General features: G+C 66.6%; 17 protein-coding genes. 6 read left to right on the forward strand and 11 right to left on the reverse strand.

Going from position 1 to position 18,392, the window contains the following annotated elements:
- Window positions 1–33 precede the first annotated feature (33 nt).
- Complete coding sequence (locus V9L20_RS04840) at window positions 34–1,011, forward strand: Bug family tripartite tricarboxylate transporter substrate binding protein (RefSeq protein WP_337295711.1); 978 nt, start codon at window positions 34–36, stop codon at window positions 1,009–1,011.
- On the opposite strand, the gene V9L20_RS04845 is transcribed toward V9L20_RS04840, so the two are convergent.
- Window positions 1,008–1,793 (reverse strand): IclR family transcriptional regulator, encoded by a 786-nt coding sequence (locus tag V9L20_RS04845; RefSeq protein ID WP_337295712.1) that lies wholly within the window; start codon window positions 1,791–1,793, stop codon window positions 1,008–1,010. The two genes, V9L20_RS04840 and V9L20_RS04845, sit on opposite strands and share 4 nt — an antisense overlap.
- Window positions 1,794–1,954: 161 nt before the next feature.
- Here V9L20_RS04845 and V9L20_RS04850 point away from each other — a divergent pair, with 161 nt between their 5' ends.
- The 5 genes from V9L20_RS04850 to V9L20_RS04870 all read left to right on the forward strand — a co-directional run bounded on the left by V9L20_RS04850 (window position 1,955) and on the right by V9L20_RS04870 (window position 7,725).
- A complete protein-coding gene (locus V9L20_RS04850) occupies window positions 1,955–2,953 on the forward strand; it encodes a tripartite tricarboxylate transporter substrate binding protein (protein ID WP_337295713.1) in 999 nt (332 codons plus the stop codon).
- Window positions 2,954–2,981: 28 nt separating this feature from the next.
- A complete protein-coding gene (locus tag V9L20_RS04855) occupies window positions 2,982–3,788 on the forward strand; it encodes an enoyl-CoA hydratase/isomerase family protein (protein ID WP_258506316.1) in 807 nt (268 codons plus the stop codon).
- A complete protein-coding gene (locus tag V9L20_RS04860) occupies window positions 3,785–5,890 on the forward strand; it encodes an acetate--CoA ligase family protein (protein WP_337295714.1) in 2,106 nt (701 codons plus the stop codon). The genes V9L20_RS04855 and V9L20_RS04860 overlap by 4 nt, the downstream gene beginning before the upstream one ends.
- A gap of 1 nt (window position 5,891) precedes the next feature.
- Window positions 5,892–7,223 carry an MmgE/PrpD family protein gene (locus tag V9L20_RS04865; protein ID WP_337295715.1) on the forward strand — a complete coding sequence of 444 codons (1,332 nt, stop codon included), beginning with the start codon at window positions 5,892–5,894 and terminating at the stop codon, window positions 7,221–7,223.
- A gap of 124 nt (window positions 7,224–7,347) precedes the next feature.
- Window positions 7,348–7,725, forward strand: a complete 378-nt coding sequence (locus V9L20_RS04870; protein ID WP_337295716.1) for a YbaN family protein — start codon at window positions 7,348–7,350, stop codon at window positions 7,723–7,725.
- An 8-nt stretch (window positions 7,726–7,733) separates the two neighbouring features.
- Here V9L20_RS04870 and acs read toward each other — a convergent pair whose 3' ends face one another.
- The 10 genes from acs to V9L20_RS04920 all read right to left on the reverse strand — a co-directional run bounded on the left by acs (window position 7,734) and on the right by V9L20_RS04920 (window position 18,360).
- On the reverse strand, window positions 7,734–9,656 hold the full coding sequence (acs, locus tag V9L20_RS04875) for an acetate--CoA ligase (protein WP_443098555.1): 1,923 nt from the start codon (window positions 9,654–9,656) through the stop codon (window positions 7,734–7,736).
- Between the two features lie 93 nt (window positions 9,657–9,749).
- Entirely contained in the window at window positions 9,750–10,655 is a 906-nt protein-coding gene (locus V9L20_RS04880; RefSeq protein WP_337295718.1) for an acyltransferase domain-containing protein, read from the reverse strand.
- Window positions 10,652–11,515 carry a triphosphoribosyl-dephospho-CoA synthase MdcB gene (mdcB, locus tag V9L20_RS04885; protein WP_337295719.1) on the reverse strand — a complete coding sequence of 288 codons (864 nt, stop codon included), beginning with the start codon at window positions 11,513–11,515 and terminating at the stop codon, window positions 10,652–10,654. Before mdcB ends, V9L20_RS04880 begins: the two co-directional genes overlap by 4 nt.
- Complete coding sequence (gene mdcG / locus V9L20_RS04890; protein WP_337295720.1) at window positions 11,512–12,204, reverse strand: malonate decarboxylase holo-[acyl-carrier-protein] synthase; 693 nt, start codon at window positions 12,202–12,204, stop codon at window positions 11,512–11,514. The genes mdcB and mdcG overlap by 4 nt, the downstream gene beginning before the upstream one ends.
- Window positions 12,205–12,229: 25 nt before the next feature.
- Window positions 12,230–12,931, reverse strand: a complete 702-nt coding sequence (gene mdcE, locus V9L20_RS04895; RefSeq protein WP_337295721.1) for a biotin-independent malonate decarboxylase subunit gamma — start codon at window positions 12,929–12,931, stop codon at window positions 12,230–12,232.
- 23 nt (window positions 12,932–12,954) lie between these two features.
- The gene (locus V9L20_RS04900) at window positions 12,955–13,845 is read right to left on the reverse strand and encodes a biotin-independent malonate decarboxylase subunit beta (protein WP_337295722.1); all 891 of its coding nucleotides are present in this window, start codon (window positions 13,843–13,845) and stop codon (window positions 12,955–12,957) included.
- Window positions 13,842–14,174 carry a malonate decarboxylase acyl carrier protein gene (gene mdcC / locus V9L20_RS04905; protein ID WP_337295723.1) on the reverse strand — a complete coding sequence of 111 codons (333 nt, stop codon included), beginning with the start codon at window positions 14,172–14,174 and terminating at the stop codon, window positions 13,842–13,844. Before mdcC ends, V9L20_RS04900 begins: the two co-directional genes overlap by 4 nt.
- A gap of 14 nt (window positions 14,175–14,188) precedes the next feature.
- Window positions 14,189–15,871 (reverse strand): malonate decarboxylase subunit alpha, encoded by a 1,683-nt coding sequence (mdcA, locus tag V9L20_RS04910; RefSeq protein WP_337295724.1) that lies wholly within the window; start codon window positions 15,869–15,871, stop codon window positions 14,189–14,191.
- 40 nt (window positions 15,872–15,911) lie between these two features.
- Window positions 15,912–17,285 carry an SLC13 family permease gene (locus V9L20_RS04915; protein WP_337295725.1) on the reverse strand — a complete coding sequence of 458 codons (1,374 nt, stop codon included), beginning with the start codon at window positions 17,283–17,285 and terminating at the stop codon, window positions 15,912–15,914.
- Window positions 17,286–17,445: 160 nt separating this feature from the next.
- Window positions 17,446–18,360 (reverse strand): LysR family transcriptional regulator, encoded by a 915-nt coding sequence (locus V9L20_RS04920; protein WP_337295726.1) that lies wholly within the window; start codon window positions 18,358–18,360, stop codon window positions 17,446–17,448.
- Window positions 18,361–18,392 lie beyond the last annotated feature (32 nt).

An 18,392-nucleotide genomic window follows, 5' to 3' on the forward strand; every position in this document is an offset into this window, starting at 1 on the left:
GTTCAAGGCCATGCAAATCCAAGGAGACACTCCATGTTCAAGAAAACTGCTTCATTCGCAAAATTCGTGTTGCTGGGCGCCGCCTTCGCAGGTGCCCAGCTATGTGCGGCAAGCGAATACCCGAACAAGCCCATCAAGATGGTCATTCCCTACACGCCGGGCGGATCGATCGATACGGTGGGACGCATGGTTGCCGACCAGTTGCAGAGGCAGTTGGGCCAGCCCATCGTCATCGAGAACCTGCCCGGCGCCTCGGGTGTGCTCGGTTCGTTGAGTGTCAAGAAGGCCAAGGCCGACGGCTATACCTTGCTGTTCAACGCGTCGAGCCAGGTCTACATGCCCCTCGTGGTGGCAAAGAAGACCTACGACGCGGAGCAGGACTTCACGCCTGTCGGGCAGATCGGCTATGTGCCCCTTCTCGTGGCGGTAAACAACGATGTTCCCGCAAAGAACCTCGGCGAGTTTGCCGCGCTGGTCAGGGCCAACCCCGGCAAATACACCTGGGCGACCTCGGGCCTGGGAACGACCAGCCACCTGAGCGAGGAAATGATCAACCGGGCGCTGAAGCTCAACATGGAAATCATCGCCTACAAAGGCGCGATTCCGCAGTTGACGGACGTGGTTGGTGGCCACGTGTCGGCGGCGGTTTCGCCGATGCCCGGCGTGCGCTCGTTCGTGCAGGGCGAACGCTTGCGTGCGATAGCCATCACCAGCAAGACCCGCGTTGCCAGCATGCCAGACGTACCCACCGTGGCCGAGAGCGGCATTCCTGGTTTCGAACTTCTCTCCTGGTATGGCATCTGGGGGCCGGCAGGCATGCCAGAGGCCGTGACGAACCGGCTCAATTCAGAAATTGCCAAGGCGGTCGACACTCCCGCGCTCAAGGCCAAGTTCACGGAGCTTTCCTTCGTTCCCGCCAAGTCGAATCCCGAGCAGTTCAGGAAGCTCATTCGCGAGGACCTTTCGAAGATAGGCCAGGCGGTGAAGGAAGCCAACATCAGGATCGACTAGCAGGAACTAGCGAGCGCGGCCTTCACATCCGCCGAAAGCGCGAGCAGCGGGCCTGCGAGCATCGCCTCGGCCTCGGCAATATCGGCCTTTGTGGTGATGCTCACGTTCAGCACGTAGACAGGCCGGCCTTCCGCCACGAGCGGCGTGGCAAGGGCAACCACCTCCGGTTGCCAGGCCGCCGCGCAAAAGCCGCGCTCGGCCACGCTTCGGGCCGCGCTCCGGATCTCGTCGCGAATCCGGTTCCAGCCGCTTTCGCGCCTTTCGCGGAACTGCGCCATGAGGGCACGCCGCCTGGGCTCTTCGGCGACCGCCAGGTAAGCCCGGCCGAGCGACGTGAGCTCCATTGGCACCCGCTGGCCCGCAACCACGTTGCGCAGTGAAACCTTGCGGTTGTAGCGCACCGATTCGAGGTAGACCATCTCGTCGCGGTCCGCGACAGCCAGGCCGACGTTGATGCGAAGCTTTTCCGCCAGGGTCCGCATCAGCGGAGCAACCGTGTTCAACACCGGGGAGCCGGCCCGCATGGCGTGGGCAAAGCTCAATACCGGCGCGGCAAGCCGGTAGGCCCGAAGGCTGCGGTCGTGTTCGAGCATTCCGGTTTCGACGAGTGTCTGGGTCAGGCGGCTGACGGTGGCGCGCGAAAGCCCGGTGCGCTCGGCGATGTCTCCGTTTCCCAGCAGATCGGCACCGGGCCTGAAGGCCCGAAGGATCTCGATTCCGCGCTCCAGCGAGCGGTTGAGCGTCGGCTCTTCGAAATGTTGGCGTCTGGCGGGCGTGGGCACGAGTTTCAGGACTGAAGGAAAGGGCTCCAGTTTAATTCCACTGCTTGGAAATAGGGGGCTGCGCGAGACGCATTGAAAACCTAAGCTCGATGCACTCGATGAGAAGACCGATCCGCCATCGATCCTGCTTCTTTCCGCCCTTATTCCAATTGGAGACAACCATGCAAAAACGCCTGCTCTGGGCACGCTTCAGGACCGCCCTGGTTCTTTTCTCGACCGCAGCGGCAGCCGCGACTTTTTCGACGGCGGCGCTCGCAGCCTTTCCCGACAAACCCGTCAAGATCGTCGTGCCGTTCGCACCCGGCGGCGGCACCGACCTCGTCGCACGGACCATGGGCATTGCGATGGGCCAGGAGCTGGGCCAGCCCATCATCATCGACAACAAGCCTGGCGCCGGCACGATCATCGGAACGGACGCGGTGGCAAAGGCTCCGCCCGACGGCTACACGCTGGTGATGGCCACCGTGGCGCATGTGGTGAACCCCAGCATCCAGAGCAAGCTGCCCTATGACCATGAGAAGGCCTTTGCACCGGTCATGCTCGTCGGGGTGTCGCCGAACGTGCTGGTGGTGCGGGCGGAAAGCCCGCTCAAGTCGGTGCAGGACGTCGTCAACGCCGCCAAGGCGAACCCGGGAAAGCTGTCGTTCGCATCGCAAGGCGCGGGAACCTCGGCGCACCTTGCCGGCGAACTGTTCAGGAACCTGACGAAGACGAACATCACCCACATTCCCTACCGCGGTGCCGGTCCGGCCATGAACGATTTGATGGGCGGCCAGGTGGATGTCATGTTCGCAACCGCCGCGGCGGTGGGCACCTTCATCGAAAACGGCAAGCTGCGCGCGCTCGCGGTAACCACGGCCACGCGATCACCGGCCCATGCTCTTGCCAAGGTGCCGACGATTGCCGAAAGCGGCGTACCCGGCTACGTGGCCGACAGCTGGTACGGCCTGTATGCGCCGGCGGGCACTCCCGCAGATGTCGTCGCGCGCCTGAACGCTGCGGCCAGGAAGGCCGTGCAGACGGAGGCCTTTCGCAAGCGCGTGGAAGGAGAGGGCCTTGTGATCAACGCGGGCTCGCCGGCGGACTTCGACAAGTACGCCAAGGGCGAGGAAGCGCGCTGGCGCAAGGTCGTCAAGGAAAACAACATCACCAACGAATGAATGAACAAACGAATGGAGGAACGGCGAAATGACTGATGAACAACTGATCGAGCTCGAAGTTGCAGCCGGCATCGCCACCCTGTGGCTGAACCGGCCCGAAAAGCGCAATGCCATGAGCGACGACATGCGCACGCAATTCATCGCGGCGCTGGAGCATGTGGCCAACGACAAGTCGATTCGCGCGCTGGTGCTCACGGGGCGCGGCAAGGGCTTTTGCGCCGGCGGAGACGTTGCCGGAATGGAGCGGCGCATGCAGGCTCCGGCGGGCGAGGTCGGCTTCAATGGCTGGAGCCGCCAGCAGCGCGTGCACCACACCCAGTCGCTGCTGCACACCATGCCCAAGCCGACGATCGCTGCGGTCAATGGTGCGGCATCGGGCCTGGGGGCGGACACGGCGCTGGCGTGCGATTTCATCATCGCTTCCGATGCGGCAAGCTTCACGTGGTCGTACATCAATCGCGGCATCGTTCCCGATGGCGGCGGCATGTACTTCCTGCCGCGCCGGGTCGGCCTCTCGAAAGCCAAGGAGCTGATCTTCAGCGGCCGGAAGGTCGAGCTCGAAGAGGCCATCGGCCTCGGCATTGCCGATCGCCAGGCGAGTGCCGAAACACTCGTTGCCGATGCGCAGCGCTGGGCGGCCGAGATGAGCAAGGGATCGGCCACCGCGCTGGCCCTTGGAAAGACGATCCTCAACCAGAGCTTCGAACTCTCCGCGCACCAGGTGTTTGCACAGGGAAGCCAGGCGCAGGGCATTTGCTACACCAGCACAGAGCACCGCGAATCGGTGATGGCCTTCCTGGCCAAGAGCAGTGCAAAGAACGGGATGACGAAATGACTGAGATGAACGCCATCGCCAGGCTGCTCCAGCCGCGCAGCGTTGCGGTGATCGGCGCATCGGCGGATGCGGCCAAGACCGCCGGCCGGCCCGTGGCCTATTTGCGCAAGCACGGATTCACGGGCGAGATCTACCCGGTCAATCCGCGCGTCGACTCCGTCGGCGGCCTGGCCTGCTACCCGGACATCGCCTCGATTCCCGGCACACCCGATGTGGGCATCGTGCTGCTGGGCGCGGAGCGGGCGCATCAGGCTGTGCGCGAACTCGCGGCCAAGGGCACGGCCGCGGCCATCGTGCTTGCCAGCGGCTACACGGAAACCGGAGAGGAGGGCGCACGGCGCCAGCAGCAACTCATCGAGGCGGCGGGCGGAATGCGCATCCTCGGTCCCAACACCATCGGACTGGTCAACCTGACCGACAACATCGTGCTTTCTGCCAGCGGCGCACTCGAGATGGACCACTTTCCGGTCGGCGGCATCGGCGTGGTCTCGCAAAGCGGAGGCATTCTGGGTGCGCTGCTTTCGCGTGCTGCGGCTCGCGGCATCGGCTTGTCGAAGTTGATCTCGACCAGCAATGAAGTCGATCTGGACCTGGCCGATTTTGTCGACCACCTGGCCGACGACCCGGGCACGAAAGTCATTGCCCTGTACGTGGAGAGCGTCCGCAACGCCGAGAAATTTCGGGCCGCTGCATTGAAGGCGGCTCGCGCGGGCAAACCGGTGGTGGCATTCAAGATCGGCCGTTCCGAAGCCGGCGCCAAGGCTGCCGTGTCGCATACCGGCGCACTGGCGGGCGCCGACAGCATGTATGACGCGTTGTTCAGGCAGGTTGGCGTGATTCGCGCCCAGACCTTCGGCGACCTGCTCGACATTCCGGTCGCACTGGCCACGGGCCGCAAGCTGCGCGGCAAGCGTGTGGCCATCCTGACCTCGACCGGCGGAGCGGGAACCCTGGTTTCGGACGACCTGGGCATGCGAGGATTCGAGACGCCCGCGCCGGACGCCGCAACGGCCGAGGCCCTGCGCGCATTGCAGAGCGGCGACCACGCCGTGCTCGACCGCAACCCCATCGATGTGACCCTGGCCGGCCTGCAACCCGACCTGCTGCGCGGCGCCATCAACGTTCTGCTCAAGAGCCCGAGCTACGACGCGCTGGCGATCATCGTCGGCTCCTCCAGCCTGGCCATGCCGGAGCTGATGGCGGGTGCCATCCAGGACTGCCTTCCCAATTCGGACAAGCCGGTGATCGCCTACGTGAGCCCGCACGCACCCGAAGTGGCGGCCTTGCTCACGCAGCGCGGCGTGCCGGCATTTGCGGCTGCCGAAAGCTGCACCAGCGCGCTCGGCGCCATGCTGAATGCCAGCAGCTGGCAAGAGCCGAAGCTGCCCAGCGAGCCTGCGGCCGACGTGCGCATCGACCATCTGCCCGAGGGCTCCCTCGACGAAGCAGAAGCCAAGCAGCTGTTCACCCGTTTTGGTATGCCCTGCGCGCGCGAGCGGGTCGTGACCATGCCGGCGGAGGCCGAAGGCGCGACCCGCGAACTGGGCGGACGCGTCGTGCTCAAAATTCTTTCGGCCGAGATCACGCACAAGAGCGACGTCGGCGGCGTTGCCGTGAACATGACGGCCGAGACGGTGGGCGCGCGCCTGCTGGCGATGGCCTCCGAGGTCGAGAGCAAGACTGGCGTGCGGCCCCAGCGCTTCCTGGTGCAGGAAATGGTCGGCGGCGGCACCGAGCTGATCCTGGGCGTGCACCACGACGCCTTGGGCACGGCCATTCTTCTGGGCATGGGCGGCATCACCGCCGAGCTGTTCAAGGACACCGCGATGCGGCTGCTTCCTGCTCAAGGGGGCCTCGGCCGCGAGGAGGCGCTTTCGATGGCGCGCGAGCTGAAGACATGGCCCTTGCTCGACGGCTTTCGCGGCCGCCCCAAGGCCGATGTCGACGCGCTGGTCGATGCGATCGTCGCCTTCTCGCAAATGGCGGCCCAGCTCGGCAACCGCTTGCTCGAAGCGGAGATCAACCCGATCTTCGTGCTGCCGCAGGGGCAGGGCGTGTGCGCCGCCGACGGGGTGGTGGTGCTCGCGTCTTCGGAGAGTTGATATGCACGCGACAGAAATATTTGCCCGCTACGCAGCCGATTTCCATCGGCAGCCGCTGCCTCCCGAGGTCATCCATCACGCCAAGCGCGCGGTGCTCGATTGGTACGCCTCCGTGTTCCCCGGCCTGGCGGCTGCACCTGTTCGGCAGCTCGAAGAAGTCCTGGCCGATGACCTCGGCTGCGGCCGGGCTTCGCTCATTCTCGGCCGGCCGGCGACAGCGCGCGCGGCGGCGCTCATCAACGGAACGGCTGCCCATGCGGCAGAAGTGGACGACAGTTTCCGCGAGGCCATGTACCACCCAGGCGCCGCGACCATTGCGGCCGCCCTGGCCGCCGGCCAGGATGCGGGCGCCAGCGGGATCGAGTTCTTGCGTGGTGTCGTCCTGGGGTATGAAGTGTCGACGCGCATCGGTGTCGTCATGGGCCGCGCGCACTACAAGTATTGGCACAGCACCGGCACCATCGGCAGCTTTGGCGCCGCGGCCGCCGCCGGTTGCCTGATGTCGCTCGACGAAGCGGCCTTTGCGCACTCGCTGGCAACGGCCGCCACTTTCACTGCCGGCCTGCAACAGGCGTTCCGCATGGACTCGATGTCCAAGCCGCTGCATGCGGGCCGGGCCGCCGAGGCGGGGGTGCTCGCGGCGCAGCTTGCGGCGCGGGGCGTGACCGGCTCGCTCGACGTATTGGACGGAGAAATCGGCCTGGGCCAAGCCATGAGCAGTGGCCCGGATTGGTCGCAGGCCGGCGCGACGCTGGGGCAGGACTTTCACATCACGCGGCTGACCTTCAAGAACCACATCGGCTGCGGCCACACCTTTGCCGCTATCGACGGCGCGCTGGAACTGAAGCAGCGTTATGGCCTGGAAGCCGCCGATATAGAGCGCGTGCAGGTGGCAACTTACCGCCCCGCACTCGACATCGCCTGCTACACGCATCCGGCCACGGCCAACGAAGCGCGCTTCAGCCTCGCCTACGTTGTGGCGACGGCCTTGGCGCATGGCAGCGTGCGCCTGGCGGCGTACGAGCCGACCCGGCTGGCGGACCCGGGGACGCGCGCGCTGATGGAGCGCATGGACCTGGCCGTCGATCCGGAACTGGATGCGGCATTTCCGGGACAACGCGCAGCGCGCGTTGTCATCCACACCCGCGACGGGCGCCGTCTCGAACATCTTCAGCCCAACCGCAAGGGCGACCCCGAGCAGGCGTTGACCGACGGCGAACTGGAGGGCAAGTTTCTCGAACTGGCGTCGCCCGTGATCGGGAGCGAACGTGCTGGCGCGCTGCTCGCACGCATCTGGGCGCTGGATACCAGTGCAGCGCTGCCTGCCGCCTGAGTTGGGCCGGCGCCCTTTTCAGCTGGGCGTCGCAGCTCAGGCCGGCCTTTCCATCGGCCGTGGCCTACCATCGGCCAATGCTGCAACCCTCGTTTTCGTCAGAGCATTCCAGAGGAGGCGCCCGTTGAAGCGGCTCGGCGCTTCGGTGGCGAAACTGCTCTGGCGTGTGCTGGCGCTGTTGCTGGTCGCTCTTGGCCTGCTCGGCGTCTTTCTGCCTGTTCTGCCCACGGTGCCTTTTCTGCTTGCCGCCGCCTGGGCCGGCGGACACGGCTGGCCGGCCTTGGAGCAGTGGCTTGTCGGGCACCCGCGCTACGGCAAGTACATCCGGCAATGGCGGGAGGGAGGCTGCGTACCGCGCCGCGCAAAGTGGGCGGCCAGTTGGATGATGGCCTTCAGTTCGGCCGTGCTGCTTGCCACCAGCGCCCACATTGCCGTGAAGATCGGCGCGCCGCTGCTCATGGCCGTGGTTGCCGTCTGGCTATGGAGGCGGCCGGAGCCGTGATGGCGCCCTCAGTTCCGCTCCGCTAACTGCTCCAGGATGGCCGGATTCTCCAGCGTGGATGTGTCCTGGGTAATGGCCTCGCCCTTGGCCACGGACCGCAGCAGCCGGCGCATGATCTTGCCGCTGCGGGTCTTGGGCAGGTTGTCGCCAAAGCGGATGTCCTTGGGCTTGGCGATGGGGCCGATCTCCTTGGCGACCCAGTTGCGCAGTTCGTTCGCGATCTTCTTCGCTTCGTCCCCGGTGGGGCGCGTGCGCTTCAGCACGACGAAGGCGCAGATCGCCTCGCCCGTGGTGTCATCGGGGCGGCCGACCACCGCGGCTTCGGCCACCAGGGCGGTGCAAGACACCAGCGCCGATTCGATCTCCATCGTGCCCATGCGATGGCCCGATACGTTGAGCACATCGTCGATGCGGCCGGTGATCGTGAAATAGCCCGTCTTCGCATCGCGTATGGCGCCGTCGCCCGCGAGGTAGTAGCCCTTGAGTTCCGGCGGGTAGTAGCTTGCCTTGAAGCGTTCCGGGTCGCCCCAGATCGTGCGGATCATGCTCGGCCAGGGCTTCTTCACAACCAGGATGCCGCCCTGGCCGTTGGGCACGTCGGCGCCGGTCTCGTCGACGATGGCCGCCGCAATGCCCGGGAAAGGCAGGGTGCACGAGCCCGGCACCAGCGGCGTGGCGCCCGGCAGCGGCGTGATCATGTGGCCGCCCGTCTCCGTTTGCCAGAAGGTATCGACGACGGGGCAGCGGCCCCCGCCGACATGCTGGTGAAACCACTCCCAGGCGGCCGGGTTGATCGGCTCGCCGACCGAGCCCAGGATGCGCAGGCTCGACAGGTCGTAGCGCTTCGGGTGCACGGCTTCGTTGGCCTCGGCCGCCTTGATCAGCGAGCGGATGGCTGTCGGTGCGGTGTAGAAAACGCTCACCTTGTGGTCCTGGATCATCTTCCAGAAGCGGCCGGCGTCCGGGAACGTGGGTACGCCCTCGAACACGACTTCGGTGGCGCCCAGCGCCAGCGGGCCGTAGGCGATGTAGGTATGACCCGTGACCCAGCCGATGTCGGCGGTGCACCAGAACACGTCGTCCGGCTTCAGGTCGAAGGTCCATTGGGTCGTGAGCGCCGCATGCAGCAGGTAGCCGCCGCTGGAATGCTGCACGCCCTTGGGCTTGCCGGTCGATCCCGAGGTGTAGAGCACGAACAGCGGATGCTCGGCGCCCACCCATTCGGGCTCGCAGGTCTCCGGCTGCGCTTGCGTTTCTTCGTGCAGCCAGCGGTCGCGCGAGGCAACCCATGCGATGGGCCCGCCGGTGCGGCGGTAGACGATGAGGTTCTTCACGCTCTCGCAGCCGCCCAGTGCAAGGGCTTCGTCGACGATGGCCTTGAGCGGAAGCTGCTTGCCGCCGCGCACCTGTTCGTCGGCGGTGACGACCATCACCGCGCCGGCATCCTGGATTCGGTCGCGCAGGCTCTGCGCCGAGAAGCCGCCGAACACCACCGAATGCGTGGCGCCGATGCGCGCGCAGGCCTGCATGGCGACCACGCCCTCGATGCTCATCGACATGTAGATGACGACGCGATCGCCTTTCTTCACGCCGCGCGCCTTCAGCGCATTGGCCATGCGGCAGGTGCGCGCGAGCAGATCGCGATAGCTGACGCGGGTGACCTGGCCGTCGTCGGCTTCGAAGACGATCGCGGTCTTGTCGCCCAGGCCGCGCTCCACCTGGCGGTCGAGGCAGTTGTAGGACACGTTGAGCGTGCCGTCTTCGAACCACTTGAAGAAGGGCGCCTGGCTGTCGTCGAGCCCTTGGGTGAACGGGGTTTTCCAGCTCAGGAACTCACGCGCAAGGCGCGACCAGTAGCCGCTGTAGTCGGCCTCCGCCTCGGCCACCAGCTTGTCGTACGCGGCCATGCCGTACACGTGGGCATCCTTCATCTCCGGGGTGGGAACGAAAGCGGTTGAAGGTTCTTTGGTGCTCACGATGGATCTCCTGTTGTTCGATTCAAAGACGTCGAGCGAACTGATTCATCAGTCCGCATGGCTGTTCAACCAGGCTGCAATAGCCGCGACACTGCGGAAGTCGTCGCAGGCGCGTGCCGGAACGGTGGGATAGCGCTGGTTCCACATGCGTGCCAGCGCCTGGCCCGGCCCCACCTCCAGCACGCAGCGCACCTGCCGCGCCATGATGTTTTCCATGCATTCGTCCCAACGAACCGTCTGCGCAATCTGGGCCGCCAATGCCGTGCGCGCAGAGCTCGCATCGCGCATGCGCTCCCCCGTGTTGCTGAACAGCACGACGCGAGGCGCGCGAAAAGGCACCTGCGCGAGGGTGTGGAAAAAGCTCTTTGCCGCCTCGCGCATCCAGGGCGTGTGGGACGCGACGTTGACCCGCAGGCGCGTGCAGTGCGCGCCGGCTGCCATGGCCATCTGCTCGGCCTTGTCCAGCGCGGCAACCGGGCCGCCGAGAACCACGCTGGCATTGCCGTTGCGAATGGCGAGCGCGAGTCCCGTTTCGATACGCAACTGCTCGAGGCTCTGCTCCGGCAGGCCGCTGACAGCCAGCAAGCCACCGGGCGCATGCGCGGCGCAACGGTCCATTGCCTCGGCCCGCTGCGGCGCAAGCGCTGCCGCAGCGCCGGGATCGATGACGCCGGCCGCGCTGAAGGCGGCCAGTTCGCCGACGCTGTAGCCGGCCACCGCGGCCGGCGGCGGAACCATGGGTGCGAGCTGCCCCCAGGCTGCCAACGCAAGGCTCGTCAGGAGCAATTGCGCATTGCCGTTCCGCTCGGCCCATTCCGGATCGGCGAGTGCACCGCGCCAATCGTCGATGGCAAGCTGCGAGCACATGCCGCGCACGATGGCGTCGTCCGCCAGCCAGGGAAGCATGGCAGGGTGCTGGGTGCCCTGGCCGGAGAAAAGCAGCGCGTAGCTCATGGGGCCGAACACAGGCGCTGGACCCAGCAGGCGGCGGCGAGCGTGTCTGCCGCGCCGCCGGGCGACAGCCGCTGCCGCACGAAATCGTCTGCAATGGCTTGCGCCTCCCGGAGCCCTTGGGGCCGTGCGATGCCTCCACGCTCCAGAAAGCCTTGCGCCGCGCGTTGGGCGCCGCGCAGGCCCGCAAGACCGCCGCGGTGCGCCAGGTTGCTGTCGTCCAGCACCGCGATGATGTGGAACAAGGCATCGAGCCGGGCCTGGCGAGCCGTGAGGCCACGGGCCAGCGCGCGCCGCAATGCCGGCAGGGCTGTTTCGAACAGCACCGGGAAACCCAGCGCCGCTTCTTCGGATGCACTGCGCAGGCCGTGGCGCCGCGCAGCGATGCCACCGGGCAATGCGGATGGCCTCTGGCTGCGACTGGCCAGTGCCTCGCCCCAGTGGCGGTGCAGTGCATCACGCAAGCCGGCCGGGTGCAATGCGCCGCCTTGCTCTCGCAGCGCGGCACCCGCCGCGGCGCACAGCAGGCCGAGCATGAAAATGGCGCCGCGGTGCGTGTTGACGCCGCCGGTGGCGGCCAGCATGCGCGCCTCGGCCGCAATGCCATGCCGTTCGAGCACCGGAAAATCCGCGCCTTCTGCGCCGGCCTCGGCAATCTGCACGAAGTAGCGGCGCAGCGAGAACAGGCTGCGCATGAAGGTGTGCGCGTCCATGTCGTCGTGGCTGCCTCGGTCGATCAGCGTGACCAGCCCGGGCTTGGGCGACAGCGAGAGTTCGTCGTAGAGCGCGAGCGTGGCGGCGTGCCCGATCGTCTGTGGTGTGAGCGGCGCTTGCGCCTGCAGGGAAAGGGCGGAGTTTTTCATGCGGCCAGCTCCGTCATTTGGGCATGCTCGCACCACGCGGTATCGCGTTGCAGGCTCACGCCATCGAGCCGCTTGACCAACACGGCCCGCGTGCGGCCGGCGCGCCACTCGCTCCATTCACGCCATGCCACCGCCGAGCCGTCGTTGAACAACAGCTCGCCGTCCAGCCGCGGCGGTGGCGGCTGTGGCGCCTCGAACGACGCAAGCGCCCGAACCACGGCGTCCGCATGTGCCGCGCCCTCGACGGTGACCGACAGATCGAGATCGGAAGCGGTATGCACATGATCGAGGCCGCTGATCGCCTGCCAGCCGTAGCTGCCGAACACGCGCGCTGTGGCGTGGCATTCATCGAGTCGTCCGAGCAATTCACGGATTGCATCTTGTGCCGGCGGTGGCAGCAGTTCGTGCATGCCGGCGAGCCGCGGGAACTCGTCGATGCCAAGCACCGCGGTGTGCGGCACCTGCAGTGCAAGCCGGCGCTTTGCCCAGCGCGCGGGTGCCGGCAAGCCGAGCGCGATCCGTTCGCTGGCAGCGGAATCGGCTGGCTGCCGCGTCACGACCAGCGGCAGTTGATGCCAGGCCCAATGCGCGAGGCATTCGCGCGCCTGCTCGTCCCACGGGCGGCCCAGCACGGCGGCCCAGCCGCTGGTGGAAAGCCGGGCGAGTTGATGGCGACGCAGTGAAATCATGGCGGTTTTTCGTATCCGGGCGCGGTCAGGCCGCGTCAAGCACGCGCTGCACGACAGCGGCGGCCATGCGGCGTCCGCCGCGTTCGGCGCCGTCCCGCGCACGTTGGTCTTCCGTCGGCGTGTGGGCCAGCGCCTCGCGCAGGCAAGCCTGCAAGTCGCCTTGCCAAAGCGCACGCACGCCGCCCATTGCCACGTAGTTCTGCACGCCGGGTGCGAACACCGGGTTGGATTGCGAAAGAGCCGTGAGCTTTTCTTCCGGCAGCTTGGTCACGCGGGCCATGGCGGGGATGCGCATCACGCGGATCTCGGCGTCAGGCAGCGCGTAGCAGGCGTCGGCGATCAAGCCCGAGGTAATGAAGCCGCCGGAAAGCGCCTGGTCGTACACCAGGCCGATCACTCGGTGGCCGCGCCGCCGCGCCAGGTCGATGCTCGCGCCCAGGTGCGCCATCGCGCGGTTGATGCCGAGCAGTTCGTCGCGCCGGCGCAGTTGCTGGCCCTGGGTGTCGATCAAGAGCAGGATCGGTCGGCCCGGGTGCTTGGTGACGGTGTCCAGCACCACGCGGGCCTGGGCCAGCGCGAGCCGGACCCCGATCGGTGCATGGTTCGTGGTGCCGATCACCGCGACCGGCTCGCCGTCGAAGATGACTTCGCCCTGCAGAAAATCGCCGTCCTCGCGCATGCCGTGGTACGGGCCGAAGAGTTGGGTGACGAGTGAATTCCACTGCATGGATTGCCTCTCTCTGTTTTTTCTCAAACGGTGCGCAGCGCGCGGACGGCATCTACCGAGAGTTCGGGTACCTGCTGCGCATCGGGAATGCCGAGCGCGGTCCAGAGCAGCGTTGCTTCGTCGCTGTCAGTGGAGCTGATGGTGTCGGTGGGGGGCAGGGCGTGCAGGCGCTCCGTGAGCAGCAGATGCTCCTGTTCCAGCGCTGCAAGAGTCAGCGGCTTCGAGCCATCGATTGCCGCAATGGCGGCCGCGCGAAAAGCAGCAACGTCGTCTTCCACCAGCGCATCGCAGTCGCCGGTGAGCCAGCGGTGCTTGCCGCCCGTGGTGCGCCAGACCAGTGCCCGGTCGCGCGAATCGAATTCATCCACGCCGTGCGAAGCCTCGATCACTTCGGGGCCCGACATCGCGAGCCGGCCGACGTCGCTCATCACGATGTGGTCGGCGCAGCGCGCGACGATGCCCATGCCGCCGAAGCAGCCGTTGGCGCCGCCGATCAGCACGATCACCGGGATGCCGGCGGCGCGCACGTCGAGCAAGGCGCGCATCACTTCCGACACCGCGATGAGCCCGGCATTGGCCTCGTGCAAGCGCACGCCGCCCGATTCGGCCAGCAGCAGCACGGCCGCCGGCCGGTCGCGCAGCGCGCGCTGCAGCAGGCCGACCAGCTTGGCGCCGTGCACCTCGCCGACACCGCCGCCCATGAACGCGCCTTCCTGCGCGGCGACGAACACGCTGCGGCCATCGAGCATTGCGCGGCCGACCGCCACGCCGTCGTCGAACGCACAGGGCACGCCAAGCTGCGCCAGGTGCGGGCTGGTGACCCGCTCGCTCGGAGGCAGCCATTCATGAAAACTGCCGGCGTCGAGCAGCAGCGCCAGCCGCTCGCGCGCCGAGCATTCGGCATAGCTGATCATGGCCGGCCTCCTGCAATCTCGGCCACCGCCTGGTCGAGCCGCAGGCTCACCACTGCGGGTGTGGCACCCATGTCGTTGATCGAGACGCGCACGCCGGCCAGCGGATGGCGGGCATGGAAGTCGTTCATCACGGCCTGCCAGATCGGGCCGAAGCCACGTGCCGACGTTTCGACACGTACGGCGCAGCCGTTGCCGGCGTCTGGCTCGAGCATGACCTCGAGATTGCCGGAACCGACGACGCCGACCAGCACCGGCGCAAAGACGCCGGCCTGTCGGCCGCCGGAGAAAGAAAAGTCCAGGGTTTCGAGCCCTGCGGGAACGTCGCTCATCGTTGAGTCTCCTGCTACCAGTTTCTGAAACGCTTGGGCGGCTGGTACAGCCCCCCGGAGGCGCGCACCAGGTCGCGCATGTTGCGTGCGGCCAGCAGGTTGCGCGTGGCCTGGCGGGGGTCGATGCCCAGGTCCTGCGGCCGGCGGATCACGCCGCGGTCGCGCAGGTTCTCGACTGCGCGCTTGTCGCGTGCCAGCCCCACCGCGGTGTAGCCGGCCACGCCGCGAATCGCCTGCTCGCGCTCCTCGTCGCTGCGGCACAGCAGCAGGTTGGCAATGCCCTCTTCGGTGAGGATGTGCGAGACGTCGTCGCCGTAGATCATGATCGGCGGCAGCTCCATGCCGGCCTGCTCCTGCAGCGTCCAGGCATCGAGCCGGTCGACGAAGGCCGGCTGCATGTGCTCGCGAAAGGTCTCCACCATCTGCACCACCAGCTTCTGCCCGCGCGGCGTGCCGGCGGCGCCTGTGCGCCCGGCACGCGCTTCGCGCCCCGCCTTGAGCCAGGCCGGGCTCGAATGCCGGCGTCCGCGTGCGTCGGCGCCCATGTTGGGCGCACCGCCAAAGCCCGCGATGCGGCCCAGCGTGGCGGTGGAACTGTTGCCATCCAGGTCGACCTGCAGCGTCGAGCCGATGAACATGTCGCAGGCGTAATGGCCGGCCGCCTGGCAGAACGCCCGGTTGCTGCGCAGGCTGCCGTCGGGGCCGGTGAAGAACACGTCGGAACGGGCGCGGATGTAGTCTTCCATGCCCAGTTCGGAGCCGAAGGAATGCACCGATTCGACCCAGCCCGCCTCGATGGCCGGAATCAGCGCCGGATGCGGGTTCAGCGCCCAGTGCTTGCCGATCTTGCCCTTGAGGCCGAGCGACTCGGCATAGGTCGGCAGCAGCAGCTCGATGGCCGCGGTGTCGAAACCGATGCCGTGGTTCAGGCGCTGCACGCCGTACTCGGCGTAGATGCCCTTGATGGCCATCATCGCCATCAGGATCTGGACCTCGCTGATCTGCGCCGGGTCGCGCGTGAACAGCGGTTCGATGAAATTGGGCCGCGGCGCCTTCACCACGAAGCTCACCCAGTCGGCGGGAATGTCGACGCGCGGCAGCGTGGTGGTCTTGCCGTCGACCATTTCATTGACCTGCGCAATCACGATGCCGCCCGAGAACGCCGTGGCTTCGACGATGGCCGGCGTGTCTTCGGTGTTGGGGCCGGTGTAGAGATTGCCTTCGGCATCAGCCGCCTGCGCGGCGACCAGCGCGACCTTGGGCGTCAGGTCGACGAAGTAGCGCGCGAACAGTTCGAGGTAGGTGTGGATGGCGCCGATCTCGATGCGCCCCGCAGACACCAGCTTGGCCAGCCGCGCACCCTGAGGCCCCGAAAAGCTGAAGTCCAGCCGGGCGGCCACGCCGTTCTCGAAAACGTCCAGATGCTCCGGCAGCGCCAGCACCGACTGCACCATGTGCAGGCCATGCACCTTTGCCGGATCGACCTGGACCAGTGCGCGCGCGAGAAAGTCAGCCTGCTTCTGGTTGTTGCCTTCAAGGCAGACACGGTCGCCCGGCGAGAGCACCGCCTCGAGAAGGGTGGCGATGGCTTCGGTGTCGACGCGCTTGCCGGCGAGCCGGTTGCCGAGTGCGTCGGCCGCGCGTGCCAACCGCATGTTGCGGTCGTCGGCCTTGGAGGTCCAGGATCTGGAGATCATAGGAAGATGAGTTGAAGTTCAATCGAAAACATTGGAGCCCTCACAGCACCACGAAGAGCAGCCACACCACCACCGGCGCCACCAGCGTCACGATGGCGCCGTACACCATCAGCTGCCGGAAGAACACGTCCCGGTCCACGCCCTTGGCGTTGGCAAGCACCAGCGCGCCGTTGGTGGAGAACGGACTGACGTCGACGATGGTCGAGGACACGGCCATTGCCGCGATGAAGCCGATGGCACTGACGCCGCTGTCGCCCTGCAGGAACGGCACCGCCAGCGGAATCAGCGAGCCGAGGACGGCGGTGGACGAAGCAAAGGCCGAGACCACGGCGCCCACGAAGCACAGCAGCAGCGCGGCGACCATGGGCGAGGTGAGCCCGGCCACGCTGTGGCCGACGAAGTCGATGGTGCCCATCTTGTCCATCACGCCTACGTAGGTGCTGACCCCCACGATCAGCATGATCTCCGGCCACGACACCTGGCCCAGGGCGCGCTTCTGCAGGTTGGGCGCCATGAGCGTCAGCACGAGGCCGATGCTGATCGAGACGAAGCCGATGTCCTGCTTGAAGAACAGCGTCAGCACGGCCAGCGCCAGCAGCCCGGCCACGGTGGCGATGCGGTAGGCATGCGAGCCGGGGTGCGCGGCTTCGGCGCGCGATGACTCCATCAACGAGTTTTCTGCCCGCGCTGCGATGCGCCGCTCTTCGGGAAACGATTCGCCCTCGGCATCGCCATACACCTGCGCGCCGCTCTGCCCATGCGTCGCGCGCGGCACAACCGGCGCACTGCCGTCGGCATTCGCGCGCTGCCGCAGCAGCTTCATGCCGCCCATCAGGAAGAACAGCAGCAGCGACACCGACAGGTTGACCCCGAGGCTTGCCAGCATGGTGGCAACCTCGTTCAGCGGCAGGCCGGCTTTGGCGACGATCTTGTTGGTGATGCCGCCGTAGATGCTGATCGGCGAAAAGCCGCCCCCTTGCGCACCGTGCACCACCATCAACCCCATGAGCAGCGGATTGATGCCGTACTTGGCGGCAAAGCCAAGCGCGATAGGCGCAATGATGGCCACCGCCGCCGGGCTGACCGCGCCCACCGCCGTGAGCAGCGCGGCAATGAGAAACATGATCCAGGGAATGGCGGCAATGCGACCGCGCACCGCGCGCACCGCCAGCCTCACGAGCCAATCGATGGTGCCGTTGTTCTGCGCCAGCGCGAACAGGTACGTGATGCCGACGAGCGTAAGAAACAGGTCGGCCGGAAAGCCGCCCATGATCGCCTTGGTGTTCATGCCGGCCACCAGCGTGCCTACCAGGAACGCGCCGACGAAGGCGATCACGCCCATGTTGATGGGCAGCACGGTGGCCAGCACGAACATGCCGACCAGCGCGTAAATCGAAATCCAATGTGAACTCATCGATGCGTCTCCGGTGTTTTAGGTACGACGCACATGGCACCACGCGTCTGGCTCCGTACGGTACGCACCCCCTCCGGGACGATCAATGAAGCGGCGTTGCCGACCTTTACGCCTTGTGAAACGATCGAGGGTTAACCCTGATCGGTCGGATGCCTGGCGCTCAGCCGAGTTCGGCTCTTGCCACGCGGCACACCGACAGCAGCGCCAGCAGGTTCGGGTCGCGCTCGCGCGTGCGCAAAAAGTTGAGCGCAATGGTCTGGCGCATCAAGTAGCGGGGTTGCAGCGGAATGAGCTGCACCTTCTGCGGCATCACGCCGCGCACCCGCCCCGGCAGCAGCGTGTAGCCGACGCCGCCGCTCACCAGGTTCATCAGCGAGAAGATGTCGTCGGTCTTCATCACCACGTTGGGCGTGAATCCGGCGATGCGGAAGGTTTCGACAAAACCCCGGTAGGTGACGAAGCCTTCGCTCAGGCTCACGAAGCGCTCGCCGGCGCAACTGCTCAGGTCGATCTCGGCCAGCGCGGAGTAGGGGGAGCCTACCGGGGCGGCAAACTGGATGTCGTCTTCGAACAGCGGCTCCGACTCGACATCGGAAACATCTTCCGGAATGGCCATGAGCGCGGCGTCGATCGCACCATCGCGCAGCTTTTGCAGCAGGTGCGCATTGGAGCCGAGCACGAGCTCGGTGTGCAGGTCGGGCTTGCGCAGCTTCATGCCCATGATCAGCTGCGGCACTGTGCGGCTGGTCAGGGAATAGAGCGAACCGATGCGGATCCGGTCGGCCGAGTAGCCGGCAACTTCCCGCGTGGCACGAACGCCCTCGGACATGGTGCGAAGCACATCGCGCGCTACCTCGGCCAGCGCATGGGCGGCTTCGGTCGGGTGCAGGTTGCGGCCTTCGTGCCGGAACAGGGCGCAGCGCAAGCCGGTTTCCAGTGAATGCAGCGCGCGGTGCACGCTCACGGCGCTGATGTCGAGCTTTTCCGCCGCGCGGGCCAGATTACCGGCTTCCATGAAGGCCAGCAGGATCTCGAGCTTGCGGAAAGTGATTTCTTCGTCGACGTGGAGGAGCATGGGCGGCCTGCGGATGACACCGGATCGTACCC

It is taken from the genome of Variovorax sp. CCNWLW225 (assembly GCF_037204045.1).
GTDB lineage: Bacteria > Pseudomonadota > Gammaproteobacteria > Burkholderiales > Burkholderiaceae_C > Variovorax.